Below are 26,978 nucleotides of genomic sequence, written 5' to 3' on the forward strand. Positions count from 1 at the left end.
ACCGCCGTACGCGTACGTCATGGAACGTCCCGGATCAGTACGGCAATTGCCCTCGCGAGCGGAGCTGCCAGCGGCGCTCCGCGTAGGCGAGGTCGTCGCGCCACAGCCGTCCCGCCGCCGCACGCATGACGGGCCGCAACGCCCCGGCCGCGTGCCGCGCGACGCTGAACCCCGGGCGGCCCGACGTCGCGATCACCGCCTCCACGACCGCTGTCCGAGGCTGTGCGTGGCCCGGTGGCGTCAACGGGGTGGCGTGCGTCTCGACGACGGAGTCCTGCCCTTCGCCGTCGACGATGTGCATGACGACCGTCCGCGGCTCGGGGGCGGTGAACGCGGCACGCACCGGGACCACCAGACGCGACGTCAGCTTGAACGAGACCTCGACGACGAACGCGTCCGACGCGTCCGCCTCGCCCTCGTCGGGACTGTCGACGACGCGAAGGTCCACGAAGGAGTACGGGTGGAACCAGGCCCCGTGCCAGGGGTCGAGACGGTTGGCCACGATGTCCTCCGGCTCGCACGCGCCCGCCCCCGTGTAGACGGCCGTGACCGCGCTCGCCGGCGCGGGCCGAGCGGGGACGACAGGCCGGTCGAGCGGCGGCTCCGCGCCGACGGCGTCCAGCCGCACCCAGACGAGGACGCCGTCGTCGTGCACGGGCAGCGGCTCCCAGCCGGGGAACCCCTTCCCGTCGAGATGCAGGCCGTGCCAGTGACAGACGAGGGTTCCGCACCGTACGGGGCTGTCCTTGAGCGGTGCGCCCAGGTGCGGGCAGGCTCCCGGTCCGGCCACCACCTCGCCCCGATCGTCGCGCCAGACGACGAGCTCCCGCCCGCCGACGGTCCGTCCCCACGGAGTGCGCTCGGGGACGTCGCGGCTCGCGCCGATCACGAACCAGTTGCCGGACGCGCGTGCCTGGGCCCGCTTCAGCGCGGAGTCGATCACGGCCGGGCGCGCCTCACGCCAGGTGGGCCGCTGCTGCTCCCAGGCGACGGGGCTGCTGCGCAGGGTCAGCGGGAAGCGGGTCCTTCGGTTCGGTCGCGAGGTCATGCCGTCTCCCGTGACGCGGCGGAGGCGCACTCGCCGCAGGTCTCGTGTGGTGCGTCGTGGGTTTGCGTGCCGTCCACGTGGCGGTGAGGCGTTCCGGTGCTCGCGTGGGCGTCGTGGTGCCGCAGCCGTGCGTGCAGGACGCGCACGAGCCCGTCGAGGGCGACCGCGGCCCGGCGCCGGCGGGGTACGACGGCGCGCCGGTGCAGTACCGCGTAGCCGTCGGCGGCGACGGCGTCGAGGATCCCGGAGTACAGGACGAACGCCGTGCGGATGCACGGCCGCGACACCGGGTCCAGCATCGCCAGGCCCGGCAACGCCGCCCGGTACTCCTCGCGGGTCAGTGCCTCGAACTCCGTGAGCGCCCGCGTGATCCGCGAGCTGCGCCGGCCGGTGTCCCTGCTCCACTGCAGGATGTCGCGGTCGATGCGGTGGGCGTCGAGGAGGTCCGCGGGCAGGTAGACCCGTCCGCGGTCGAGGTCCTCGCCGACATCGCGCAGGAAGTTGGTCAACTGGAAGGCGACGCCGAGCGCGGCGGCGTACGGCTCCGCCTCCTCGCGCGGTACGACCGTGCCGAGTACAGGGAGCATCTCCAGGCCGATGACGGCCGCCGACCCGTGCATGTAGCGGCGCAGATCGGCGTAGGTGGCGTAGTCCGTGACCGTCAGGTCGTCGCGCATCGCCGTCATGAAGTCCGCGAAGTGGGCGTGGTCGATGGAGTAGCGCCTCGCGGTGTCGGCGACGGCCTGGACCACCGGCTCCTCGCTGTGTCCGGCGCGCAGGCCGGAGTCCAGGCGCGTCGACAGCCGGTCGAGGGCGGTGACCCGGTCGGCGGCCGACACGTCGTCGGCGAGGGAGTCGACGATGTCGTCCGCCCAGCGCGCGAAGCCGTACAGGGCGTGCACGGCCGGGCGGCGGTCCACCGGCAGCAGTCGTGTCGCGAGGAAGTACGTCTTGCCGTGGCGCGCGTTGAGGCGGCGGCAGTGCTCGTAGGCAGCGCGCAGGGCCGGGTCGGTGATGCCGGCGGCGTCGAGTTCACGAAGGGTCACGCCGGTACACCGCCGCCCGTGGCCGGGGTGCCCGCGGCCGGCCGCGGGGCACGCGAGCGCAGGCCGGTGATGCGGGCCGCGGCGAGCTTTCCGGACAGCAGCACCGTCGGCACGCCGACGCCCGGCGTGGTCCCACAGCCCGCGAGGACCACGTTCCGTGTGCCGCGCACCAGGTTGCGAGGGCGGAACGGGCCCGTCTGGGCGAACGTGTGGGCGGCCGAGAAGGGGGTGCCGGCCGCGTGGCCCTGACCCGTCCAGTCGGCCGGGGTCACGAGGCACTGTTCCTCGATCGACGCACCGAGGCCGTCCAGGCCGCGGCGCTCCAGCTCCGCGATCAGCTCGTCCCGGTAGCGCGGGCCCAGGTCGCCCCACTGCGCCGGCCCGGGACCGATGTCGGTGTTGGGGCAGGGGGCGAGGATGTAGTGCAGGTGTCTGCCGGGCGGAGCCAGGCCGGGATCGGTGGTGGTGGGCCGCGTGATGAGCAGCGACGGGTCGGACATCAGTCTTCCCTTGCGGGTGAGTTCGTCGAACGTCTCGTGCCAGGCGGCGCCGAACGAGATGGTGTGGTGGGCCAGTTGGGGCCAGGTGCGACGGGTTCCCGCGTGCAGGATCACCGCCGACGGGGCGTGCCCGAGCCGGACGGGACGGCGCGGTCGACGGCCGAGGAGGCGGTAGGCGACGGGCAGATCGGGTGTCAGAACCACCGCGTCGCAGGGGATCCGCCCCTGGTCGGTGACGACGGCGGTGACCTGATCGCCGGACCGTTCCAGGCGCAGCACCTCCTGCCCGTACCGGAGTTCGGCCCCGGCCGTCGCCGCGGCGTCCGCCATGCCCTGCGGCAGCGCGTGCATGCCGCCGCGCGGGAAGTACACCCCGGCGACGGTGTCCATGTACGCGATGACGGCGTAGGCGGCCAGCGCACGCTTCGGCGGCACCCCCGCGTACAGGGACTGGAAGGAGAAGACGCGGCGCAGCCGCTCGTCCTTGATGAAGTGCCGGATCCGCGCGTCGAGGCGGCCGAACCCGCCGAGCGCCGCCAGGCGTGCCAGATCCGGGGTGAGCAACTGGAACGGGGAGTCGAAGTTGGTGTCGATGAAGTGCTTCATCTGTGCCCGATAGAGGCTGTGCAGCCAGACCCGCAGCCGACGGTATCCGGCCGCCGCCTCGGGTCCCGCGAACTCCTCGACCGCCTGCTGCATCGCCTCCGAGTCCGTGTGCACGTCGAGGGCGCTGCCGTCGGCGAACGCCGCGCGGTAGGCGGGATGGAGGGGAATCAGGTCGACGCGGTCCGCGAGGGATTCCCCGACGGCAGCGAACGCCTCGTCCGCGAGTTCCGGCATCGTCAGCACGGTCGGACCCGTGTCGATGCGGTAGCCGCCGCGCAGGAGACTGCCCGCCCGGCCGCCGGGCGCCGCCTCGCGTTCCACGATCGTGACGCGGCGCCCCGCGCCCAGCAGGTGCAGCGCCGCCGCGAGCCCGGACAGCCCCGCACCCACGACCACCACATGGTCGGTGCGCCCGCTCACCGTCCTCATCATCGGCTCCCTTCCGCCGGGACGGACACGAACGAGCCGAACGGCATCCCGCACTCCGGGGAGCCGACGCCTTGGTGTGCGGCGTGTGCGGCGTGCGAGGGGACCTTCACCGCGGTACGCATCAGAGCCACCAGACGCTCGCTCGCGACCGGGTCGACCGCCACCGAGTCCAGGTGGCGCAGGCCCTGTGCCACGAGCCGGGCGATCTTCTCCTCGACCAGCCGGGCGGCGCCGGTGGCGTCGAACACCTCCCGCACCTCGGCCAGTCCGCGGTCATCGAGGTCGGACCGGCCGAGCGAGCGGCGCAGGACGGCCAGGGCACGACGGTCGCCACCGCTCTCGGCCCGGGCCTGCGCCACGGCGGCGAGATAGGTGGGCTTGCCCGAGCGGACGTCCTGTCCGGCCGGCTTGTCGTGCCGCGGGCCCCCGAAGACGTCGTCGAGGTCGTCGCGCAGTTGGAAGGCGAGCCCCGCGCACCGGCCCGCCGAACACAGGGCGCGCACGGTGTCCTCGTCCGCGCCGCCGAGGAGGGCACCGAGCTGGAGCGGCCGCTCCACCGTGTAGAGCGCGGTCTTGAGGCAGGCGGCGCGCACGGCCCGGCCGACCGAACGTTCCCGCGTGAACTCACCGTGGATGTCCAGATACTGGCCCGCCACCATCTCCATGCGCATCCGGGCCCAGACCTCCCGTACGGCGCCGGCCCGCCCACGGGGCGGCTCCAGCGCCGCGACCTCGTCGTCGGCCCACGCGAGGGCCAGGTCGCCCGCGAGGATCGCGGCCGACTGCCCGAACCGTGCGCGGTCGACGCCGGACCCCGCCGGGGCGGGGAGGAGAGGGCGACATGCATCGCCGGGCGTCCGCGGCGCGTCGGCGCGGCGTCCATGATGTCGTCGTGGACCAGCGCGCAGGTCTGTATCAGTTCGAGGGCGGCCCCCAGGCGGAGCGCGGTCTCGGCCACCTCCGGTCCGGGCAGGCCGCACGCCCGCAGCCCCCACCACAGGTACCGGGGCCGCACCCGCCGACCACCGCTCAGCGCGAATCCGGCGACGCGCTCCGCCACCTCCCGGCCGAACAGCTCGTCCACGGCCCTGGCCTGCCCGACACGGTCCCTGAGCACCGCGTCGAGACGGCGCTCCACGGCGCCGGCCACGTCCGCGTCGATCTCGCGCACGTACGCCGCCGCGGAACGGCCCGTCGCACGGGGGGCCGAGTCGGCGCCGGGCGTCCCGGCCCTTTCGTCCCACGCACGGCAGGACGCGCCTGCCGCGGTGGCGCCCACTGCATCGTCCGGGGGCATGCCTGGCTCCTCCGTGTCGTCACTCTGGAAGGTCTCGAAGGCATTCCGCATACCTGCCACGATCAGATGCGGAAGGGGCCGGTCAGCTGTGACCGTTCCGTCGGTACCCCCCGGACGAGCGATTCCTCTGGACCGGATGCGGCCCGCCGCATCCACCGGAGCCCCGGACGAGGAAGGGTGTGCAGGAAGCGGCGGGGCACGATCGGGAGGCGACTGTGGAGCGGGCGGACGTGGCGATCATCGGGGCCGGCGCCGCGGGCCTGTCACTCGCCGATCACCTCGCGCCCACCCCGCACGGCTCCCCGCTCACCGTGACCCTGATCGACGCTCCACCCGGCCCGCTGCGTCCGCCGCGGCGGACCTGGTGCTTCTGGGAGAGCGCGACGGGCCGCTACGACGAGGCCGTCACCGCGTCCTGGCGCACGCTGCGCGTGCACGGCCGCGACGGCCGCGCCGTCCAGGACTCCCTCGGCCCGCTGCGCTACAAGATGATCCGCTCCGACGACTTCGAGGCACTGATCGACCGGCGGCTCGCGCACCGCCCCGGCTTCACCCGGCGCGACGGCACGGTCGAGGCCGTCGAAGGCGCCGCCGACGGCGCCCGCGTGCTCCTGCGCGAACCCGGTGGCGCGCTGCGGACCGTCTCCGCCCGCTGGGTCTTCGACTCCCGCCCGCTCGACAGCCTGCCCCGCGCCCGCACGACGCTCCTCCAGCACTTCCGCGGATGGTTCCTGCGCACGCCGGAGCCCGCCTTCGACACCCGCGCTGTGGAGCTGATGGACTTCCGGACCCCGCAGCCCGAGCGCGGCCTCGCTTTCTGCTACATGCTGCCCACCAGCTCCCGGACCGCGTTGGTGGAGTACACCCGGTTCTCCGCCTCGCTGCTCGCCGATGAGGAGTACGACCAGGCCCTGCGCTCCTACACGCGCCAGGTGCTCGGTCTGCGCGACATCGAGATCGAGGCGACCGAGGACGGGGTCATCCCCATGACCGACGCCCGGTTCGCGCGCCAGGTCGGCGACTCCGTCTTCCGGATCGGCACGGCCGGCGGTGCGACCAGGCCCTCGACCGGCTACACCTTCTCCACCATCCAGCGCCAGGCACGCGCGACGGCTCAGGCGCTCCTCGCCGGCCGCCGCCCCGTACCGCCCCGCCCGCACTCCCGGCGCTCCCTCGCGATGGACGCGGTCCTGCTGCACGGACTCGACAGCGGCCGTATCGACGGCGCCGCCTTCTTCACCCGCCTGTTCTCCCGCGTCCCGATGGAGCGCCTTCTCGGCTTCCTCGACGGCGACACCACACTGCTCCAGGACATCGGTATCGGGCTGCGCGGACCGACAGGGCCGCTGCTGCGCAGTGCCGTCGCACTCCCGGCCGTCCCCCTGCGCGCCGCCCCCGGCCGCCGACCCCGCCCCCTTCAGGAGAACCATGCCGACCCTGCGTGACGCCTCCCTGGCCCAGGCGTTCGACCACGCCGCGCGCAGCTACGACGCACTCGTCGCCGCCAACCCCGGCTACCACTCCCACCTGCGGCGATCCGCCCGCCGACTCGGCCTGCCCGACCGCGGGCGCGGGCTGCGCGTGCTGGACCTCGGGTGCGGCACCGGGGCGTCGACCGCCGCGCTGCTGTCCGTCCTGCCCGACGGGCACATCACCGCGGTCGACGCCTCCCGCGGGATGCTGGACCGGGCCGCCGCGAAACCCTGGCCGTCCACGGTCACCTTCACCCACACCCCGGCCGAACGGCTCGCCGAGGCGGGCGTGCACGGCCCCTTCGACGCGGTCTTCGCCGGGTACCTGTTCCGCAACACACGCGATCCCGACGCGGTCCTGCGCGCCGTGCGCGAGGTCCTCGCGCCGGGCGGACGGCTCGCCGTGCACGACTACACGCTCAGCGGCAAGCGGCGCCATCGCGCCCTGTGGTCCGCCGTCTGCGGCGCCCTGGTACCCGTGACGACCGCTCTCGGCGACGGGGCGCTGTACCGCCATCTCTGGCGCAGCGTCGTCGAGTTCGACACCGCCGACGAGTTCGCCGCCCGGCTGCGGGGCGCCGGATTCGAGGAGGTACGGATCCTGCCGCTGCCCGGGTGGCAGACCGGCATCGCCCACACCGTCGTGGGCCGGGTACCGAACGGAGCACCCCGGACGTGAGAAGCACCGCCGCCCTGCCGCACGGGGCGCGAGACCGCCACGCCCATCGCCTGCCCGCCCGCCCCGGCGCGCCCGAGGCGGTCGGCGAGCCACCCGCCGTCGCGGTCGTCGGCGGCGGGATCGCGGGCCTCGCGGCGGCGACCGCGCTCGCCGAGCGCGGCGTGCGCGTCACCGTCTTCGAGCGGGAACCGGCCCTCGGCGGGCGCCTCGCCGGCTGGACCACCACCTTGCAGGACGGCTCCAAGGTCACCATGAGCCGCGGCTTCCACGCGTTCTTCCGCCAGTACTACAACCTCCGCGCCCTGCTGCGCCGTTCGGACCCGCGCCTGGAGCGGCTCACCGCCCTCGCCGACTATCCGCTGCGGCACGCCAACGGCCTCCAGGACAGCTTCCGCCACGTCCCGCGCACGCCGCCGTGGAGCGCCCTCGGCTTCGCGCTCACCAGCCCGACCTTCCGGCCGGCCGATCTGCCCCGGATGAACGTGGGCGCGGCCCTCGCCCTCATGGACGTACGGGTTCCCGACGTCTACGAGCGTCTCGACACCACCAGCGCGCACGACTTCCTCGGCGCGATCCGCTTTCCCGAGGCCGCCCACCATCTGGCGTTCGAGGTGTTCTCGCGCAGCTTCTTCGCCGATCCGCGCCGCCTGTCGGCCGCCGAGATGGTCCTGATGTTCCACATCTACTTCCTGGGATCGGCGGAGGGGCTCCTCTTCGACGTGCCCGACGATCCGTTCCCGGCCGCCCTGTGGGACCCGCTGGGCGGATACCTGGAGCGACTCGGCGTCGACGTGCGCGTCGCCGAGCCCGTCGACCGCGTCGCCCGGACCTCACGGGGCGGCTTCCGCGTGAGCGCCGGGCAGCGCGAGCGGACGTACGACGCCTGCGTGCTCGCACTCGACACCTCCGGCCTCCAGGCACTGGCGCGACAGAGTCCCGACCTCGCCGACGCCACCTGGCGGGAGCGGGTGGCACGGCTGCGGACCGCCCCGCCCTTCCTCGTCTCCCGTCTGTGGCTGGACCGCGCCGTCGCCCCCGACCGACCGGGATTCCTCGGCACCAGCGGCTTCGCCGGCCTGGACAACGTGAGCGTGCTCGACCGCTGGGAGCGCGAGGCGTCCCACTGGGCCCGCAGGACCGGCGGCTCGGTCGTCGAACTGCACGCGTACGCGGTCGAGGAGGGCGCGGACCGTTCCGCGGTGGAGCGGCGCTTCGTCGAGCAGCTGCACGCCGTCTACCCGGAGACACGGGACGCCCGGATCGTCGACGCGCGGCACGAGTGGCGGGACGACTGCCCGCTGTTCGCGGTGGGCGGCTACGCGGACCGCCCGGCCGTCCGCACGAGCGACCCGCACCTGATGGTCGCCGGGGATCTCGTCCGCACCGGGCTACCGGTGGCGCTGATGGAACGAGCGGCGACCAGCGGCCTGCTCGCCGCCAACGCGCTCCTCGACCGCTGGCGCTTGCAGGGCCACACCCTGTGGACGGTGCCGCTGCGGGGCCGCAGCGCTCTGCTCCGGAGCCTGGCGGGCCGTAGCGCCCGGCGCACTTGAGGCGAGGATCGCTCGCTCCACCACCCGTACCGACACCTGTACCGACACCCTTATCGACACCCGTATCGACGTCCGTACTGACACCGACCGAGCGGCAAAAGTGAAGAAGTCCGGCATTTAGGGCATCCGTTCGGTCGTCGGCTCCGAATTACTCATGAGCGGACGCACACGAGACGCGCCACCCCCGGCCCGTCGGCGTCGGCTCTGGTCACCTCGAAGGAGCGTGTGATCATGACCGCTCACCGTGCACGCAGCCAGGCACTGATCGCCGCGGCCGCGCTCGCCCTGCCCCTCACGCTGGCCGCCGTAGCACCGGCCGCCGCCGACGACATGGACGAGCCGTTCGGTCCGGCCTGCGCGTCGGTGCCCAAGGACGGAGCGGGATCGTTCGACGGCATGGCCGAGGACCCCGTCGCCACGGCCGCGTCCCACAATCCGGAACTGTCCACCCTCGTCACCGCGGTGAAGAAGGCCGGGCTCGTCGACACCCTGAACAACGCGGACGACATCACCGTCTTCGCTCCCACCAACGACGCCTTCGCCAAGATCCCGAAGGCGGACCTCGACAAGGTGCTCAACGACAAGGAGCAGCTCACCAAGATCCTCACCTACCACGTCGTGGACGACGAGATCGGCAAGGACCAGCTGGCCGACGGATCCTTCACGACCATGGAGGGCAGCAAGCTGACGACCGACGGTTCCAAGGACGCGTACAAGGTGAACGGCACCGCGAACGTGGTCTGCGGCGACGTCGCGACCAGCAACGCCACGGTGCACATCATCGACTCCGTCCTCATGCCGAAGAGTTGAGAGGCACGGAACACGCGAGATGACAGCACACCGGTCCGCCGCGGTCCACTGGATGTTCGGCGATCAGCTCGGCCCCCACTTCACCGACCCCGCGGGCGGCGGCCCGCCGCGCGACGCCCCACTGCTGATGATCGAGTCCCGCGCCGTCTTCGCACGGCGCCGCTTCCACCGGGCCAAGGCCCACCTGATCCTCTCGGCCATGCGGCACCGCGCGGCGGAACTCGGCGACCGCGTCCGGTACGTGAAGGCCGACACCTACCGCCAAGGGCTGCGGCAGGCCGTGGGCGACCGCCCCGTCACGGTGCACCACCCCACGTCCCGGGCGGCCCTCGACTTCGTCCGCGCACTGCCGTCCGTACGGGTCCTGCCCGCGCGCGGCTTCCTCGTGACGCACGACGCGTTCGAGCACTGGGCCGACGAGCGGACGGGGACGGGCGGACGGCTCCGGCAGGAGGACTTCTACCGCTGGGTGCGCCGGAGCCACGACCTGCTGATGGAGGGCGACCACCCGGCCGGCGGCCGCTGGAACCTGGACCACGACAACCGGGAACCCCCGCCCCGGGGCGCCACGGACCTCGGCGTCCCGGCGCCCTACCGCCCCCGGGAGAGCGAGATCGACGACGAGGTGCGCGCCGATCTGGACCGCTGGGCCCGTGACGGGGACATCGAGTTCGTCGGTGAGGACGGGCCGAGGCGCTTTCCCGCGACGCGCCGCGAGGCACTCGCCGCGCTGCGCCGCTTCGTCGACCACCGGCTCCCCACCTTCGGCGCGCACGAGGACGCGATGCTCACGGGCGACCCCACGATGAGCCACAGCCTGCTGTCCTCCTCGCTCAACCTGGGTCTGCTGGACCCGGCGGAATGCGTCGAGCGGGCGCAGGACCGGTGGCGCTCCGGCGACGCGCCCCTCAACAGCGTCGAAGGGTTCGTACGACAGGTCGCCGGATGGCGCGAGTTCGTCTGGCACGTGTACTGGTACTTCGACGAGCGGTACCGGGAGGGCAACGCGCTCGGCCACCGGGCCCCGCTGCCGGACTGGTTCACGGAGCTCGACCCGGACGGCACCGACGCGCACTGCCTCGCCCACGTCCTGGAACAGGTCAGGACGACGGGCTGGACGCACCACATTCCGCGCCTGATGATCCTCGGCAGTCACGCGCTGCAACGCGGCTGGGAACCCGGCGCCGTCACGGACTGGTTCCACCGCAGCTTCGTCGACGGATACGACTGGGTCATGGTCCCCAACGTGGTGGGGATGTCCCAGTTCGCGGACGGCGGCCGCATGACCACCAAGCCGTACACGTCGGGCGGCGCGTACATCAACCGTATGAGCGACCTGTGCGGTTCCTGCCGCTTCAAGCCGACCGTACGGGTCGGCCCGGACGCCTGCCCGTTCACCGCCGGCTACTGGAATCTCCTCCACCGCCATCGGGAGCGCTTCTCCCGCAACGCGCGCATGAGTCAGGCGGTAAGGGGCCTCGACCGCCTCTCCGACCTGGAGGCACTGCTGGAGCAGGAGCGGGCGCGGTAGACGCGGAGCGGCCCCGCCGAACGGTGAGGGCTCAAGGGCGTGGGACGAAAACAGGATGTTCCGAGATGAATGCAACCGAAAGGAGCCGACGAACAGAAGCAGGGGAGAGGGGGCACGAAGAGCGGCATGCGATCAGAGAGGTGCCCGCATCATGGAGCTCAAGGACGAACTTCCTGTCGACCACAAGCTGGCGCAGGTCTACCGCTGGGGCGCCGCGTTCTGCGGCGTCGTACTCCTGGTCTTCGGCCTGCTCGGGTTCGCCGACCAGCTGAGTCCCTTCAACACGGATGGCAGCCGGATCGCCGGTATGAGCACGAACGGCGTGCTGAGCCTCATCTCCGTCGTGGTCGGGCTCGCCCTCATCGCCGGCGGAATCATCGGCGGCAACATCGCGTCGACCCTGAACATGACCGTGGGCACCCTGTTCCTGATCAGTGGCTTCGTCCACATCTTCATCCTGGACAAGGGCGCGAACGTACTCGACTTCGGCATGACCAACGTCATCTTCAGCTTCGTGATGGGGCTGGTCATCCTCACGTTCGGCATGTACGGGCGCGTGTCCAGCAGGCTGCCGCACGACAACCCGTACTGGCGTCGGCGCCACCCGCGTGAGGCGGCGCGGGAGGCCGCGGCCCGTCGCGCTCTCCAGGCGGGCGGCCCCGCCGCACTCGCCCGGCGCGTACCGTCCGGGACCCTCGGCGCGGGATCCGAATGAACACCACCGACGTCGTCGTCATCGGCGCAGGGGTCGCGGGACTCGCCTGCGCCGCCGACCTCCAGGCCGCCGGTGTCCGCGTCCAGGTCCTGGAGGCATCGGACGGTGTGGGCGGCCGGATGCGGTCCGACCGGGTCGACGGATTCCTCATCGACCGGGGCTTCCAGGTGTTCAACACCTCGTATCCGCAGGTCCGTAGGCGGCTGAGGCTGCGGGACCTGCGGCTGAGGCCCTTCGCCCCCGGGGTGCGCGTGCACACGAGTGCCGGGGGCGTCGCCGCCTTCTACGACCCCTTCCGCAGGCCGCACGCGCCGACCGCGTCGACCGGCGGACCCGGTCGCTCGGTCCTGTCCGTACGGGACGTCGTCGCGCTCGGCGGTATGTCGGCCCGCGACATGCTCCTGCCGGCCTCGCTGCTCAAGCGGGGCGCGGACCGGACCACGCTCGCCGCCCTGCGCCGCGCCGGGTTCACCGAGGAGTTCACGGAAGAGGTGCTCAGGCCGTTCCTGTCCGGGGTCTTCCTGGAAGAGGGGCTGGAGACCTCCAGCCGGATGTTCCACCTGGTCTGGCGCAGCATGCTGCGCGGCACGCTGTGTCTGCCCACCGACGGGATCGGGGCCGTGCCCCGCGCCCTCGCACGCGCCCTTGGTGACGGCACGGTGCGGCTGGAGGCCCCGGTCGACCGGCTGACCGAGTCCGGAGTCATGACGGCGGCGGGCACGTCCGTACCCGCCAAGGCCGTGGTGGTCGCGGCGGGCCCCCGGGCGACGGCGTCGCTCCTGCCGCAGGTGGAGGTGCCCGAGTACCGGAGCACGACGACGTACTACCACGCCGCGCCGACCTCGCCGTTGAAGGAGCCCGTGCTGCTGCTGGACGCGCGGCGACGCTTCCTGAACACCTGCGTGATCAGCGAAGTCGTCCCGTCCGCCGCTCCCGCCCACCAGGCGCTGGTCGCGACCTCCGTACTCGGCCCGGACGGACCCGGCCGCGAGGCGACCGTGCGCGAGGCACTGTCCGCCGCGTACGGCACGGACACCGCGGCGTGGGATCTGGTGGCCGTGCGCGACATTCCGCAGGCCCTCCCCGTGATGACCCCGCCCCACCCGCTGAGCCGCTCCACACGTGTCGAGGACGGCCGCTACGTGTGCGGCGACCACCGGGCCACGGGGTCGGTGCAGGGGGCCATGGCCTCGGGAGCGCGGGCCGCGCGAGAGGTGCTGCGGGATCTGGCGCGGCGTCCCCGGTCCTGAGGACGGCCTCGATCCGGCATCGCCTTCCGCGCGTGTTCCCGACCGTCCTGCGGCGACGTCACGGGCGGCGGTGCCACCTGCGACGTCTGTAGGGTGGGCAGGTGGAAAATCGTGATCCCGAGCAAGTGCCCGCAGCCGAGGGAGATGCCGCCGACGAGGGCCGCGGGGCACGGGCTCCGCATCCCGATCTGCTGTCCCTCGCCGTCGAGTTGCGGCGGCTCGACGGCGAACTCCAGCGGCTCGTGCACGCTTTCGCGGCCGGGCAGGACCTGCACTCCACGGACGTCCAGGCGCTCGCCGCCATTCTGGACTCCGCGACCCCGATGACCCCCAGCCTGCTGCGGCAGCGGCTGGGCATCACGTCCGGCGCCGTCAGCGCCTGTATCGACCGTTTGGAGCGCGCGGGGCACGTGAAGCGGGTCCGCGAGAGTACCGATCGAAGGGTCGTCCACCTGCACTACGTGCCCGGCGCGCAGGCACAGGCACGTAAGTACTTCGCGCCGCTGGCGGAGGCGACCGACCAGGTGCGCCGCCGCTTCGACGCGTCCGAGATCGCCATCGTGCTGACGTTCCTCCGTGCCCTGAACGAGGAGTTGGGCGAGACCAGGGCAGGCCCGCAGATCTAGCGGACGTCTCTGCATCCGTGGGGCGCCCCCGGCCCGAAGGGGGTACGTATGTTGTCGGTTTCAATCTAAGTCAATGATTGAGATACTTTCTCGTTGAGATAGTTTTTCCGCGTTGCCGGCCACTCGTCCTCTCGTCTCGATTCCCGTCGACTCGTCCGCCGTCTCTGATCTGGGAGAAGCATGTCCCGCACACCACGAGCCACTCCCTGGCTCGTGCCCCTCGTCCTGCTGATCGTCTGGCTCGCTGTCGGGGGCACGCTCGGCCCGTACGCCGGACGTCTGGGCGAGGTCGCGACCAATGACCAAGCGGCGTTCCTGCCGCGCAACGCCGAGTCGACGCGCGTGATCGAGGCTCAACGCGCCTTCCAGGAGGACGAGACGCTTCCGGCGATCGTCGTCTGGACCTCGGACGGCGACGGCCGCATCAGCGCGGGGCAACGAGCCGAGGCCACCCGTGCGCTCGCCTCCCTGGAGGGCACCGCCGGAGTGACGGGCCAGGTGTCCCCGGCCATCCCCTCACGCGATCAACGGGCACTGGAAGGTGTCGTCCCCCTCCGTCCCGACCTCGGCGACGAACTGCCCGCCACCCTGGAGCGGATCACCCGGCAGGCATCCGCGGTCAGCGGCACGACCGCCGTCCTCGCGGGCCCCGCGGCGAGCCAGGCCGATCTCTCGGACGCCTTCGCGGGGATCGACGGACTGCTCCTCGGAGTCGCTCTGATCACGGTGCTGGTGATCCTGCTGCTGGTCTACCGCAGCGTCCTGCTTCCCTTCGTCATCATCATCGGCGCGGTGTTCGCCCTGGGGGTCGCCTGCGCCGTCGTGTACGTCCTCGCCGACCACGACCTCGTCCGGGTCGACGGCCAGGTGCAGGGCATCCTGTCGATCCTCGTCATCGGCGCGGCCACCGACTACGCCCTGCTCCTGACCGCCCGCTACCGCGAAGAACTCGCGGCCGGGCACGACCGGTTCCTCGCCATGCGTGCCGCGCTGCGCCGGTCGACCGGGGCGATCGTCGCCAGCGCCGGCACCGTCGCGCTCGGCCTGCTCGCCCTGTTGCTGAGCGATCTCACGAACAACCGCGCCCTGGGCCCGGTCGGCGCGATCGGCATCGCCTGCGCCGTGCTGAGCACCATCACCTTCCTTCCCGCGGCCCTGGTCCTGCTGGGCAATGCCGCCTACTGGCCCGCCCGCCCACGTCCGGCGGAGGCAGCCGGTGGCGGTCACGGCGTATGGCGCCGGATCGCGCGTGTGGTGGAGAGGGCGCCGCGCAAGATCTGGGCGATCGCGCTGGCCGGGCTTCTCGCCTGCGCCGCGTTCGCCCCCACCCTGACCTCCAAGGGAGTTCCGCTCGACGAGATCTTCGTCAACGACGCGCCGTCGGTCGCCGCGCAGGCCACCCTGGCCGAGCACTTTCCCGGCGGCTCCGGCAACCCGGCCGTCGTGATCGCCGACGCACGGTACGAGAAGCAGGTCACCGAGCGGGCCAAGGCGACGGACGGCGTCGCCGACGCGACGCTCCTGACCGGACAGGGGCGCCCTGGCGCGGGCGCGCCACGGATCGTCGACGGCCGGATCCGCGTCGACGTCACCCTGAAGGACGCCGCGGACAGCGACGCCGCGAAGGCCACGGTCTCCCGGCTCCGCACCGCCCTGCACCAGATCGACGGGGCGGACGCCGTGGTCGGCGGCTACACCGCGCAGCAGTACGACACCCAGACCACCGCGGAACGCGACCGCATGCTCATCGTCCCCGTGGTCCTGGCGATCATCCTGGTCATCTTGATCGCCCTGCTGCGATCCGTCCTGATGCCGCTGATCCTGGTCGCGACGGTGGCTCTCAACTTCGCCGCCACGCTGGGCATTTCGTCACTCGTCTTCCAGCACGTCCTCGGGTTCTCCGGCACCGACGCGTCCGTGCCGCTGTACGGGTTCGTGTTCCTCGTCGCCCTGGGCGTGGACTACAACATCTTCCTGATGTCGCGGGCCCGGGAGGAATCACTGGAACACGGCGTCCGCGAGGGCATCCTCCGGGCCCTCGTCGCCACGGGCGGAGTCATCACCTCGGCCGGCGTCGTCCTGGCGGCCACCTTCGCCGCCCTCGGTGTCATCCCGCTCGCCTTCCTCGTGCAGATCGCGTTCATCGTCGCCTTCGGCGTGCTCCTCGACACCCTGGTCGTACGGTCCCTGCTCGTACCCGCACTGGTCCGGGACATCGGACCGAAGGCCTGGTGGCCGGGGCGCCTGAGCCGTTCCACGGAGTGACCTGATCCGGCCCGGTCGCCTTCCCGGGGCTGCTTCCGCCGGGCACGTACCCACCGGGCTACGCACGTCGGCCGACGCGGCGGTAGTGCCGAGGGCTCCGGGGCCCTCGTGCCGTCGCATGTCCCGCGCCTGTAGAGGCGTGACCGCCCCTCGTCATCGGCCCCTCCGCCGGCACCGCCCTGAACAGGAAGAACAGGGTGTGCGGGCGGCGGGGCCGTCGAGGAGGCGGTGAACCGGCGCGGGCGCTTCCGCTCAATCAGGTGAGAGCTGTCCACCGGGGGTACCGACAGAGACACCCAGCTCTTCCAGAGGGCTTTTCGAGAGGAGGGTCTGACATGACAACGCCAGCTCCGGACTGTGTGGTGCTCGACATTCCGCAGGGTCTGCGGCTCGATCTCCTGGGTCTGATCGTCGAAGTCGGCCAAGTCCGGATCGTCGCCGACCGGGCCGGCCTGCTCGGCGGCCTCATCGCCTCGCTGACCTGCGGGGGCGGCGCCGCCGCGGCCCAGAGCCTGGAGGCCATGGCGCAGATGCTGCGGGCGCAGGAGGCGGCCGCCGCCAACGGGGACCGGTCCTAGCCCCTCACCCGGCCGGTCGTTCGGGCCGCACGGGACCCGAGGACCGGGTGAGGACGAGGAGGCTCTGAGGGCCCAGTACGAGGTCCGCGTCGGCCTTGTACTCCGACTCGTCCGGCTCACCACTGGGTTCCGCCGTGTCGATCCGGGTCTCCCAGGAGTCGCCGTACGCGGTGGTGGGCAGCCGGAACTCGACTGGATCCCAGCAGAAGTTGAACAGGAGAAGGAACGAGTCGTCGGCCACGGGGTTCCCCTGGCCGTCCCGCTCGACGAGCGTGTCGCCGTTCAGGAAGACGGACAGGGCGTGGGCGTCGGGACGGTTCCAGTCGGCCTCGGTCATCTCGGTGGCGTCGGGGCGGAGCCAGACCAGGTCCGGCAGCTCCTGTCCGGGGGCGGGCTCGCCCCGGAAGAAGCGGCGCCGGCGCAGTACGGGGTGGGCGGCGCGCAGAGCGACGAGTTCACGGGTGAAGCCCAGGAGGGACCTGCGTTCGGCGTCGAGATCCCAGTCGACCCAGGTCAACTCGTTGTCCTGGCAGTAGGCGTTGTTGTTGCCGCGCTGGGTCCGGCCGAGCTCGTCCCCGTGGCTCAGCATCGGGATTCCCTGGGAGAGCATCAGGGTCGTCAGCAGATTGCGCTGTTGCCTCGCGCGCAGCGCGGTCACGGCCGGATCGTCGGTGGGCCCTTCCGCCCCGCAGTTCCAGGAGCGGTTGGCGCTCTCCCCGTCCTTGTTGTCCTCGCCGTTGTCCTCGTTGTGTTTGTCGTTGTACGAGACGAGGTCGCGCAGGGTGAATCCGTCGTGTGCGGTGATGAAGTTGACGCTGGCTCGCGGTCGGCGCCGGTCGTGCTGGTACAGATCGGCCGAGCCGGTCAGCCGGGAGGCGAACTCGGCCAGCGTTCCCTCCCGGGCGCGCCACACGTCCCTGACACAGTCGCGGTACTTACCGTTCCACTCGGACCACAGCGGGGGGAAGTTGCCGACCTGGTAGCCGCCGTCGCCGAGGTCCCAGGGTTCGGCGATCAGCTTCACTCGGTTGATCACAGGGTCCTGCTGGATCAGGTCGAAGAAGGCCGACAGGCGGTCGACCTCGTGGAACTGGCGGGCCAGCGTGGCCGCGAGGTCGAAACGGAAGCCGTCCACATGACATTCGGTGACCCAGTACCGCAGGGAGTCCATGAGCAGTTGCAGGACGTTGGGGTGCCGCATCAAGAGGCTGTTGCCGGTGCCCGTCGTGTCGTAGTAGCGGCTGAAGTCGTCGTCCGCGAGGCGGTAGTAGGAGGCGTTGTCGATCCCGCGGAAGGAGAGGGTGGGCCCCTTCTCGTTCCCCTCCGCGGTGTGGTTGTAGACCACGTCCAGAATCACTTCGATGCCCGCGGTGTGGAGGGACTTGACCATGGCCTTGAATTCCGTGACCTGTTCCCCGAGGGTGCCGGAGGCCGCGTAGGCGTGATGCGGTGCGAAGAAGCCGATGGTGTTGTAGCCCCAGTAGTTGGACAGGCCGCGGTCGCGCAGGAAGCCGTCCTGTACGTACTGGTGGACGGGGAGCAACTCGATCGCCGTCACGTTCATGGAGCTCAGGTGGTCGAGCACGGCCGGTGTGGCCAGGCCGGCATACGTGCCCCGCAGGGCCGGGGGCACGTCGGGGTGGCTTCTCGTCAGGCCGCGTACATGGGCCTCGTAGATGACGGAATCGGCGTACGCGTGGCACGGCGGCGTGTCGTCGGCCCAGTCGAAGGCCGGGTCGACGACCACGCCGCACAGACCGTCGCCATCGGCGCCCGCCGTGCCGGAACGGTCGTGGACGGCCTTGGCGTAGGGATCGAGCAGCAGACGCTCGGGGTCGCAGCGGTGCCCCGACGCCGGCTCCCACGGACCGTGGACCCGGTACCCGTACAGCTGCGGGGGAGCCACGCCGGGCACATAGCCGTGCCACACGGAGCCGTCGACCTCGGGCAGGGGCACCGTCCGCTCCGTGCCGTCGGCGTCGAGCAGGACCAGGTCGACGTGCTCGGCGACGGCGCTGAACAGGGCGAAGTTCGTGCCGTGACGGTCATAGGTCGCGCCCAGGGGGTAGGGGCGCCCGCCTCGGACCTGGGTTCGGGCTGCGGCGCCCCCGGCGGTCACGACGGGGTGCCCGCTCGCGCCGGCGCCGAGACCATGGTGGCGCCGGACAGGGTGACGCGGGGCAGCCGCAGCGCCTCGTCGGAACTGGGCGTGGGGTGCTTCGGTACGAGCGCTTCGCGGACCTCGGGCCGGCTGCGCAGGGAGAACCAGACGATGTGCCGGGCGTTCGCGGTGCAACTGCCCCAGCCGTCACTCATCGCCGCGATCTGTGTCGAGCACCGCCGGGAGAGTTCGTGGGTGTGGCGGGCGGCCGGGCCGTCGTACGACACCGCGTTGATCAGGTGCTGCCCGTTCCACCACGCTTCGATCTCGATGCGGCCGTCCGGCCGCTGCTCCGCCGCCAGCTCCACGAGGAGCCCGATGCCTCGGGAGGCGGAAGTCGCCAGTCCGTCGAGTCCCCAGTAGCGGACGTGCGCCGCCAGGATGCGCTGGATCTGCGCGGCGCGATCGGGGGACGCGTCCACAGCGATGTGGTAGTAGCAGGGCGTTGCCGGATGCATGGTTCTCGCTCCTCACCGCGGAGCTCGCGGTCCGCCGCTGGGCTGGACCGAGCGCACGGACCGTGAGCCAGGGTCGCTTGAGAGTCACTGATCAGCGTGTGGTCCGTACTCCATTCGTGCAACCGGAGCGTGACTGAGCTGCGACGTTCGGTTCAACAGGACGGATCCCGGCGCGCATCGCACCATGGGTGGGGGAGCGGCCGATGGTGACGGCGCGCTCCCTCTCCGTGAACGTCCCACGGGCCGTCGGGTCCGACGTCGCGGAGGTGCGGAGGTCGATCAGCGATGGGTTCATCGCGTTCCGCCGGAGAAGCCGACCGGTGCCTGGCCAGGTATCGCTTCTGGCAGCGCCGCTTTCTGGCTTCCCCTGCCGATTTCGAGATCAGGAGAGACTTCGAGCGCGCGGTCGCGGCGTTGTGCCGGGCCACGGGCCGGCGCTGCGGGCGTGAGGCGGCCGAGGCGGCCGAAGCGGCGGGGCTGTCCCGCGCGGCGCGTGCGGTCGGGTCCCCGCGGGAGGTGACGTCACATGACGGTGGTGCCCGGGTCCGTGGTGCGGATCCCGATCGAGGAGGTGCGTCCGGCCGTCGACGGCGGACGCCGTCCGGCCAAGGCCGTGGTGGGGGAGTCCTTCACCGTCACGGCGCTGGTGTTCGCCGAGGGCAGCGCCGTCGTGCGCGCCGAGGCCGTGCTGTGCGCGCCGGACGGACGAGTGGTGCAGCGCCGGGCGATGCGTGAACTGGCCCCGGGCACCGACCGGTGGGGCGCCGACGTCACCCCCGACAGTCCGGGCCGATGGAGCTTCCACGTCCGCGCTTGGTGCGACCCGGTGGCCGCCTGGGTGCGGGACGCCGCGATCAAGGTCGAGGCGGATGTGGACTGCGCGATCACCCTGGAAGAGGGCATGCTGCATCTGGAGCGGGCGCTCACCCGCAGCGACGATCACCAGGTGAGTGGCGTCCTGAGCGCGGCGCTCACGGCGCTGTGCGACGAGACGCGCGGCCCGCGGGAGCGTTTCGCGGCGGCCACGACGGATGAGGTTCGCGCCGCGCTGAACGTCGATCCCGCGCGGGATCGGGTCACCGACAGCCGCTCGCTGCCGCTTCTGGTGGAGCGGGAGCGGGCGTTGTACGGGTCCTGGTACGAGTTCTTCCCGCGGTCGGAGGGTGCGGTCGTGGTGCCGGGGAGGCCGCCGGTGAGCGGTACGTTCGCGACGGCGGCGGAGCGGCTTCCGGCTATCGCGGCGATGGGTTTCGATGTCGTCTATCTGCCGCCGGTGCATCCGATCGGGATGACGTTCCGTAAGGGGCCGGACAACAGTCTTTCGCCCGGCCCGGATGATGTGGGGGTGCCGTGGGCGATCGGTTCGCACGAGGGCGGGCACGACGCGGTCCATCCGGATCTGGGCACGCTGGAGGACTTCGACGCCTTCGTGGCGCGGGCGGGTGAGCTGGGGCTGGAGGTGGCGCTCGACTTCGCGCTCCAGTGCTCGCCGGATCATCCGTGGGTGCACAAGCATCCGGAGTGGTTCCACCACCGGGCGGACGGGACGATCGCGTACGCGGAGAATCCGCCGAAGAAGTATCAGGACATCTATCCTCTGGCGTTCGACGGTGATCTGCCGGGGCTGGTGGCGGAGACGACGCGGGTGCTGCGGCACTGGATGGCGCACGGGGTGCGGATCTTCCGGGTGGACAATCCGCACACGAAGCCGGTCGTGTTCTGGGAGGAGGTGATCGCGGACATCAACCGGAGTGATCCGGATGTGATTTTCCTGGCCGAGGCGTTCACGCGTCCCGCGATGATGCACACTCTCGCGCAGATCGGTTTCCAGCAGTCGTACACGTACTTCACGTGGCGTAATTCGAAGCAGGAACTGACCGAGTACGTGGAGGAGTTGAGCGGGGAGGCGGCCTCTTACATGCGGCCGAACTTCTTCGTCAACACGCCGGACATCCTGCATGAGTTCCTCCAGCGGGGTGGGCGTCCCGCGTTCGAGTTGCGGGCGGTGCTGGCCGCGACGCTGTCGCCGTCGTGGGGTGTCTACAGCGGCTACGAACTGTGCGAAAACACTCCGCTACGGGCCGGTAGCGAGGAGTATCTGCACTCGGAGAAGTACGAACTACGGCCCCGGGACTGGGAGTCGGCCGAGCGGGAGGGCCGCACGATCGCCCCGCTGCTGACCGCGCTCAACGACGTCCGCCGGCGCAGTCCTGCGCTGCGTGCTCTGCGCCCGGTGCACTTCCACCACGCCGACAAGGACGAGGTGATCGTGTACTCGAAGCGGGAGGGCTCGAACACGGTTCTGGTGGTCGTGAACCTCGACCCGCACCACACCCAGGAAGCCACCGTACGCCTCGACCTGGAGGCCCTGGGTGTCGCTCCGGACGCGTCCGTCCCGGTGCGGGACGAACTGTCCGGCCGGACATATGTGTGGGGCGCCACCAACTACGTGTGCCTGACGCCGGGCCAGTCGCCCGCGCACATCTTCACCGTCGGCTGAGTCGGGACAAGTGCTCTGTCGGCTCGTTATCGAACCGCACGAAAGAGGGTGACCCCTCATGGCGACGAACGAGTTCATGCTGCGCGAAAGACCGGGACCTGCCCGGGATCCTGAGTGGTTCAAGCGCGCCGTCTTCTACGAGGTGCTCGTCCGGTCCTTCCACGACAGCAACGGCGACGGCGTCGGCGACCTCAAGGGCATCACCGCGAAACTGGACTACCTCCAGTGGCTCGGCGTCGACTGCCTCTGGCTGCCACCGTTCTTCAAGTCCCCTCTGCGCGACGGCGGTTACGACGTCGCCAATTACATCGTCGCGCTCCCCGAGTTCGGTGATCTGGCCGACTTCGTGGAGTTCGTGGACGCCGCCCACCAGCGCGGTATGCGCGTCATCATCGACTTCGTGATGAACCACACGAGCGATCAGCACGAGTGGTTCAAGGAGTCCCGCTCGGACCCGGACGGCCCCTACGGCGACTACTACGTCTGGGCCGACGACGACAAGCAGTACCAGGACGCCCGGATCATCTTCGTCGACACCGAGGCGTCGAACTGGACCTTCGACCCGGTCCGCAAGCAGTACTTCTGGCACCGCTTCTTCTCCCACCAGCCGGACCTCAACTACGAGAACCCGGCCGTCCAGGAGGAGATCCTGGCGGCCCTGCGGTTCTGGCTGGACCTGGGCATCGACGGGTTCCGCCTGGACGCGGTCCCCTACCTGTACGCGGAGGAGGGCACCAACTGCGAGAACCTGCCCGCCACGCACGAGTTCCTCAAACGGGTGCGCAAGGAGATCGACGCGCAGTACCCGGACGTGGTGATCCTCGCCGAGGCCAACCAGTGGCCCGAGGACGTCGTCGACTACTTCGGCGACTTCCCCTCGGGCGGCGACGAGTGCCACATGGCGTTCCACTTCCCCGTCATGCCACGCATCTTCATGGCGGTGCGCCGCGAGTCGCGGTACCCGGTCTCGGAGATCCTGGCGAAGACCCCGGCGATCCCGTCCGGCTGCCAGTGGGGCATCTTCCTGCGCAACCACGACGAGCTGACGCTGGAGATGGTCACCGACGAGGAACGCGACTACATGTACGCGGAGTACGCCAAGGATCCGCGGATGCGCGCCAACATCGGTATCCGGCGGCGTCTGGCCCCGCTGCTGGACAACGACCGCAACCAGATCGAGCTGTTCACGGCGCTGCTGCTGTCGCTGCCCGGCTCGCCGATCCTCTACTACGGCGACGAGATCGGCATGGGCGACAACATCTGGCTGGGCGACCGGGACGCGGTGCGCACTCCGATGCAGTGGACGCCCGACCGCAACGCGGGCTTCTCCTCGTGCGATCCGGGGCGGCTGTTCCTGCCCACGATCATGGACCCGGTCTACGGCTACCAGGTGACCAACGTCGAGGCCTCGATGTCGTCCCCGTCGTCGCTGCTGCACTGGACGCGGCGGATGATCGAGATCCGTAAGCAGAACCCGGCGTTCGGTCTCGGCTCGTACACCGAGCTGCCGTCGTCGAACCCGGCGGTGATCGCGTTCCTGCGTGAGTACAAGGACGACCTGGTGCTGTGCGTGCACAACTTCTCCCGGTTCGCCCAGCCCACGGAACTCGACCTCCAGGCCTTCAACGGCCGGCACCCGGTCGAGCTGATCGGCGGAGTGCGCTTCCCGGCCATCGGCGAACTGCCGTACCTGCTCACCCTCGCCGGACACGGCTTCTACTGGTTCCGCCTGCCGGGGAACTGCCTCAAGCCGCGCGTTGCCCATCACGATTGGACCTGACGCCATGACCCCGACGCTGACCGAACCCGGCGCTCTGTCCTCGCCGGTGCTCAACTCGTCGCTCACGGACCTGCTGAGACGGTGGCTGCCCCGGCAGCGCTGGTACTCCGGTAGCGGGCACCCGATCACAGAGGTCGCTGTCGCCGCCGCGACCCAACTGGCGGCCGACTGCTTCCATCTCGTGGTGCGGGTCCAGGAGGACACCGTCCGCGACGCCGCCCACTACCAGCTGATCCTGGGGGCGGCCGTCAGCCCGCCGCCGCGACTGCGGCACTGCCTGCTCGGCTCCGTGGGCGGTCCTGCCGGGCGTGAGCTGATGGTCTACGACGCCGTTCACGACCACCGCACGGCGGTGCTGCTGCTCGACCGGATCCGTCGCGGCGGGCGGACCGGGGCACTGCGCTTCGAGTCCATGCCCCGCACCTCGGTGCCCGCGGACCTCACGCCCCGGGTCCTGGACACCGAGCAGTCCAACACCTCGATCGTGTACGGGGACCGACTCATACTCAAGCTGTTCCGCCGTGTCCAGCGCGGGGTGAACCCGGACCTGGAAGTGCCCACCGCGCTGGCGAAGCTCGGATACCCGTGGGCGCCGGCGCCCACGGCCTGGTTCTGCACCGTCGACCCGTTCTGGTGCACGCTCGGAATCGTCCAGCCCTTCCTCGCCGGTGCCACGGACGGCTGGATCCTGGCCCGGCGCTCCGCGGCCGAGAGGGAGGACTTCGTGACGCAGGCGCGGGACCTGGGCCGGACGACGGGCGAACTGCACGCGGCGCTCGCACGCGCCTTTCCCACCCGGACACCGTCGGCCCACCACGAGACGCGCCTCGCCGAGGAGATGATGGGTCGGCTCGAGAAGGCCGCCTCCGCGGTCCCGGCCCTGCGCCCCCACGTACCCGGCCTGCACGCGGTGTTCGCGAGCATCGCGACCGGAGTCGGTCACCCGCCCCTCCAGCGGATCCACGGCGACCTCCACCTGGGCCAGGTGCTGCGGGCCTCGGGCCGCTGGTACGTGGTCGACTTCGAGGGCGAGCCCGCGAAACCCATGGCCGAGCGGTGTGCCGAACACTCGCCGGTCCGCGACGTCGTCGGCATGCTGCGGTCCTTCGACTACGCGGCCCACAAGCGGCTCAGCCCGCGACGGCAGTGGGCCGACGAGTGCCGCGCGGCGTTCTGCGCGGGCTACGGCGAGTCCGGGGACTTCGAGCCGGCGGACCTGCCGAAACTGCTGCGCGCCTACGAAGCCGACCGGGCCGTCTACGAGGTGCTGTACGAGGCGGCGCACCGCCCCGACTGGATCGTCATACCCCTTCACGCGGCCGCCCGCCTCGCGGGGAGTCGCTGACGCCGTTCGGCGTCCGGCGCCCACCGCGCCGCCCCCGAGGCCAAGTAGGAGGCACCCATGGTGGCCGAGCTCGCCGCCGACACACTCACGTACCGGGACGCACGCGCCGTACCGGACGTCGACAGCACCACCCGTACGCGTCTGCTGAGCGGAACGCACCACGATCCGCACGCCGTTCTCGGCGCGCACCCGGATCCGGACGGGCTCACCGTGCGGTGCCTGCGCCCGCGCGCGCAGGCGCTGGCCGTGGTCGTCGGTGACACCGCCTGGAGGCTCGCCGACAGGGGAGACGGACTGTTCACCGGTGGACTGCCACTCGTCTCGGTCCCGCCCTACCGGCTGCACACCACCTATCCCGACGCGCGCGTGGAGGAGGAGGACCCCTACCGCTTCCTGCCCACGCTGGGGGAGCTGGACCTGCATCTGATCGGCGAGGGTCGGCACGAGGAACTGTGGACCGTGCTCGGAGCACACGTCATCGCGCACGAAGGGGTGCGGGGCACTCGCTTCACGGTGTGGGCGCCCCATGCGCTGGGGGTACGTGTGCTCGGAGACTTCACCGGCTGGGACGGCACGTCGACACCCATGCGCTCGCTCGGCTCGACGGGCATCTGGGAGCTGTTCGTGCCCGGGATCGGGGAGGGCGAGCTGTACAAGTTCGAGGTGTTCGCCCCCGACGGCTCCAGCTCCCTGCGAGCGGATCCCATGGCGCGTCGGACGGAGAAGCCGTCGGCGACGGCATCGATCGTGCACGTCTCGCACCACGCCTGGGGGGATGCGGAGTGGCTCGCGCGGCGCGGGGACCGTCCCGCGCACCGGGCGCCGTTCTCCGTCTACGAGGTCCACCTCGCGTCCTGGCGCCCGGGACTGACCTACCGCCAGCTCGCCGAGCAACTCCCCGCCTACATCGCCGATCTGGGCTTCACCCATGTCGAGTTCCTGCCCGTCGCGGAACACCCCTTCGGCGGATCCTGGGGCTACCAGGTCACCGGCTTCTACGCCCCCACCGCCCGCCTGGGCACCCCCGACGACTTCAAACACCTCATCGACACCCTGCACCAAGCAGGCATCGGCGTCCTCATGGACTGGGTCCCGGCCCACTTCCCCCGCGACGACTGGGCACTGGCCGAATTCGACGGCAAACCCCTCTACGAACACGAGGACCCCCTGCGCTCGGCCCACCCCGACTGGGGCACCCTCGAATTCGACTACGGCCGCAAGGAAGTCCGCAACTTCCTCGTCGCCAACGCCCTCTACTGGTGCGAGGAGTTCCACATCGACGGCCTGCGCGTCGACGCCGTCGCCTCCATGCTCTACCTCGACTACTCCCGCGAGGAAGGACAGTGGACCCCCAACCAGCACGGCGGCCGCGAGAACCTCGACGCCGTCGACTTCCTCCAGGAAATGAACGCCACCCTCTACCGCCGCGTCCCCGGCGTCGTCACCATCGCCGAGGAATCCACCGCCTGGGACGGCGTCACCCGCGCCACCCACCACACCGGCCCCACGGGCTTCGGCGGCCTCGGCTTCGGCCTGAAATGGAACATGGGCTGGATGCACGACACCCTGGACTACGTCAGCCACGAACCCGTCCACCGCAAATACCACCACCACGAGATGACCTTCTCGATGGTCTACGCCTACAGCGAGAACTACGTCCTGCCCATCTCCCACGACGAAGTCGTCCACGGCAAACGCTCCCTCGTCTCCAAAATGCCCGGCGACTGGTGGCAGCAACGCGCCACCCACCGCGCCTACCTCGCCTACATGTGGGCCCACCCCGGCAAACAACTCCTGTTCATGGGACAGGAATTCGCCCAGGGCGCCGAATGGTCCGAAGCCCACGGCCCCGACTGGTGGCTCCTCGACCCCGCCTACAGCGCCGCACCCGACCACCGCGGCATCCGCGACCTCACCCGCGACCTCAACACCGTCTACCGCGACACCCCCGCCCTGTGGGAACAGGACACCGACCCGGCCGGCTTCACCTGGATCATCGGCGACGCCGTCGAAGACAACGTCTTCGCCTTCCTGCGCCACGCCACCGACGACACCCCCCTGCTCGCCGTCGCCAACTTCTCCCCCGTCGTCCGCCACGACTACCGCCTCGGCGTCCCCCCCACCATCCCCGCCTGGCACGAAACCCTCAACACCGACCACACCCGCTACGGCGGCAGCGACATCACCAACCGCGACCCCGTCAAACCCGAAGACACCCCCTCCCACGGCCACCCCACCAGCATCCGACTCACACTCCCCCCACTGGCGACCGTGTGGTTGACCCCGGCACAGACCGAGGGCGCCGGTGAGTGACGAGGCCTCGATTCGT

The 26,978-nt window shown here is 71.2% G+C and carries 20 protein-coding genes and 2 pseudogenes; 15 read left to right on the top strand and 7 right to left on the bottom strand.

The window, feature by feature from the left end; translation table 11 throughout:
- Nucleotides 1-34: 34 nt before the first annotated feature.
- From V2W30_RS38600 to V2W30_RS38620, 5 genes and pseudogenes are all read right to left on the bottom strand, one after another.
- Nucleotides 35-1,048 carry a DUF5914 domain-containing protein gene (locus V2W30_RS38600; protein ID WP_338703256.1) on the bottom strand — a complete coding sequence of 338 codons (1,014 nt, stop codon included), beginning with the start codon at nucleotides 1,046-1,048 and terminating at the stop codon, nucleotides 35-37.
- A complete protein-coding gene (locus tag V2W30_RS38605; RefSeq protein WP_338703257.1) occupies nucleotides 1,045-2,094 on the bottom strand; it encodes a phytoene/squalene synthase family protein in 1,050 nt (349 codons plus the stop codon). Before V2W30_RS38605 ends, V2W30_RS38600 begins: the two co-directional genes overlap by 4 nt.
- Nucleotides 2,091-3,629 (bottom strand): phytoene desaturase family protein, encoded by a 1,539-nt coding sequence (gene crtI, locus V2W30_RS38610; RefSeq protein WP_338703931.1) that lies wholly within the window; start codon nucleotides 3,627-3,629, stop codon nucleotides 2,091-2,093. The genes V2W30_RS38605 and crtI overlap by 4 nt, the downstream gene beginning before the upstream one ends.
- The gene (locus V2W30_RS38615; protein WP_338703258.1) at nucleotides 3,629-4,627 is read right to left on the bottom strand and encodes a polyprenyl synthetase family protein; all 999 of its coding nucleotides are present in this window, start codon (nucleotides 4,625-4,627) and stop codon (nucleotides 3,629-3,631) included. Before V2W30_RS38615 ends, crtI begins: the two co-directional genes overlap by 1 nt.
- Nucleotides 4,525-4,977: pseudogene (locus V2W30_RS38620) on the bottom strand (hypothetical protein); the annotation flags it as partial. The gene V2W30_RS38615 and the pseudogene V2W30_RS38620, both read right to left, overlap by 103 nt.
- 179 nt (nucleotides 4,978-5,156) lie before the next feature.
- On the opposite strand from V2W30_RS38620, the gene V2W30_RS38625 reads away from it, so the two are divergent.
- The 10 genes from V2W30_RS38625 (at nucleotide 5,157) to V2W30_RS38670 (ending at nucleotide 16,405) form a co-directional block, all read left to right on the top strand.
- On the top strand, nucleotides 5,157-6,371 hold the full coding sequence (locus V2W30_RS38625) for a lycopene cyclase family protein (RefSeq protein ID WP_425244646.1): 1,215 nt from the start codon (nucleotides 5,157-5,159) through the stop codon (nucleotides 6,369-6,371).
- Nucleotides 6,355-7,077, top strand: a complete 723-nt coding sequence (locus V2W30_RS38630; protein ID WP_338703260.1) for a class I SAM-dependent methyltransferase — start codon at nucleotides 6,355-6,357, stop codon at nucleotides 7,075-7,077. Before V2W30_RS38625 ends, V2W30_RS38630 begins: the two co-directional genes overlap by 17 nt.
- Nucleotides 7,074-8,630: an FAD-dependent oxidoreductase gene (locus tag V2W30_RS38635; protein WP_425244647.1), complete on the top strand. Its 1,557-nt coding sequence runs from the start codon at nucleotides 7,074-7,076 to the stop codon at nucleotides 8,628-8,630. Before V2W30_RS38630 ends, V2W30_RS38635 begins: the two co-directional genes overlap by 4 nt.
- Before the next feature lie 231 nt (nucleotides 8,631-8,861).
- On the top strand, nucleotides 8,862-9,440 hold the full coding sequence (locus tag V2W30_RS38640; protein ID WP_338703261.1) for a fasciclin domain-containing protein: 579 nt from the start codon (nucleotides 8,862-8,864) through the stop codon (nucleotides 9,438-9,440).
- Nucleotides 9,441-9,459: 19 nt separating this feature from the next.
- Nucleotides 9,460-10,971 carry a cryptochrome/photolyase family protein gene (locus V2W30_RS38645; protein ID WP_338703262.1) on the top strand — a complete coding sequence of 504 codons (1,512 nt, stop codon included), beginning with the start codon at nucleotides 9,460-9,462 and terminating at the stop codon, nucleotides 10,969-10,971.
- A gap of 151 nt (nucleotides 10,972-11,122) precedes the next feature.
- On the top strand, nucleotides 11,123-11,686 hold the full coding sequence (locus V2W30_RS38650) for a DUF4383 domain-containing protein (RefSeq protein WP_338703264.1): 564 nt from the start codon (nucleotides 11,123-11,125) through the stop codon (nucleotides 11,684-11,686).
- Nucleotides 11,683-12,936 (top strand): NAD(P)/FAD-dependent oxidoreductase, encoded by a 1,254-nt coding sequence (locus tag V2W30_RS38655; RefSeq protein WP_338703265.1) that lies wholly within the window; start codon nucleotides 11,683-11,685, stop codon nucleotides 12,934-12,936. Before V2W30_RS38650 ends, V2W30_RS38655 begins: the two co-directional genes overlap by 4 nt.
- A gap of 101 nt (nucleotides 12,937-13,037) precedes the next feature.
- Nucleotides 13,038-13,562, top strand: coding sequence for a MarR family winged helix-turn-helix transcriptional regulator (locus V2W30_RS38660; protein WP_425244648.1), 525 nt, complete (start codon nucleotides 13,038-13,040; stop codon nucleotides 13,560-13,562).
- Nucleotides 13,563-13,742: 180 nt separating this feature from the next.
- Nucleotides 13,743-15,827 (top strand): MMPL family transporter, encoded by a 2,085-nt coding sequence (locus tag V2W30_RS38665; RefSeq protein WP_338703266.1) that lies wholly within the window; start codon nucleotides 13,743-13,745, stop codon nucleotides 15,825-15,827.
- 335 nt (nucleotides 15,828-16,162) lie between these two features.
- Complete coding sequence (locus tag V2W30_RS38670; protein ID WP_338703268.1) at nucleotides 16,163-16,405, top strand: hypothetical protein; 243 nt, start codon at nucleotides 16,163-16,165, stop codon at nucleotides 16,403-16,405.
- Nucleotides 16,406-16,409: 4 nt separating this feature from the next.
- On the opposite strand, the gene glgX is transcribed toward V2W30_RS38670, so the two are convergent.
- The gene (glgX, locus tag V2W30_RS38675) at nucleotides 16,410-18,524 is read right to left on the bottom strand and encodes a glycogen debranching protein GlgX (RefSeq protein ID WP_338703269.1); all 2,115 of its coding nucleotides are present in this window, start codon (nucleotides 18,522-18,524) and stop codon (nucleotides 16,410-16,412) included.
- The gene (locus V2W30_RS38680) at nucleotides 18,521-19,024 is read right to left on the bottom strand and encodes a pep a2 (RefSeq protein WP_338703270.1); all 504 of its coding nucleotides are present in this window, start codon (nucleotides 19,022-19,024) and stop codon (nucleotides 18,521-18,523) included. Before V2W30_RS38680 ends, glgX begins: the two co-directional genes overlap by 4 nt.
- 285 nt (nucleotides 19,025-19,309) lie before the next feature.
- On the opposite strand from V2W30_RS38680, the pseudogene V2W30_RS38685 reads away from it, so the two are divergent.
- The 5 genes and pseudogenes from V2W30_RS38685 to glgB all read left to right on the top strand — a co-directional run.
- Nucleotides 19,310-19,483, top strand: a pseudogene (locus tag V2W30_RS38685) (DUF5133 domain-containing protein); the annotation flags it as partial.
- A 67-nt stretch (nucleotides 19,484-19,550) separates the two neighbouring features.
- Nucleotides 19,551-21,524 (top strand): alpha-1,4-glucan--maltose-1-phosphate maltosyltransferase, encoded by a 1,974-nt coding sequence (locus V2W30_RS38690; protein WP_338703271.1) that lies wholly within the window; start codon nucleotides 19,551-19,553, stop codon nucleotides 21,522-21,524.
- 58 nt (nucleotides 21,525-21,582) lie between these two features.
- Nucleotides 21,583-23,304 (top strand): maltose alpha-D-glucosyltransferase, encoded by a 1,722-nt coding sequence (gene treS, locus V2W30_RS38695; RefSeq protein WP_338703272.1) that lies wholly within the window; start codon nucleotides 21,583-21,585, stop codon nucleotides 23,302-23,304.
- A gap of 4 nt (nucleotides 23,305-23,308) precedes the next feature.
- Nucleotides 23,309-24,649 carry a maltokinase N-terminal cap-like domain-containing protein gene (locus V2W30_RS38700; RefSeq protein WP_338703273.1) on the top strand — a complete coding sequence of 447 codons (1,341 nt, stop codon included), beginning with the start codon at nucleotides 23,309-23,311 and terminating at the stop codon, nucleotides 24,647-24,649.
- A 57-nt stretch (nucleotides 24,650-24,706) separates the two neighbouring features.
- Entirely contained in the window at nucleotides 24,707-26,962 is a 2,256-nt protein-coding gene (glgB, locus tag V2W30_RS38705) for a 1,4-alpha-glucan branching enzyme (RefSeq protein WP_338703274.1), read from the top strand.
- The last annotated feature ends 16 nt before the right edge of the window (nucleotides 26,963-26,978 follow it).

Source organism: Streptomyces sp. Q6, from assembly GCF_036967205.1.
Lineage (GTDB): Bacteria > Actinomycetota > Actinomycetes > Streptomycetales > Streptomycetaceae > Streptomyces > Streptomyces citrinus.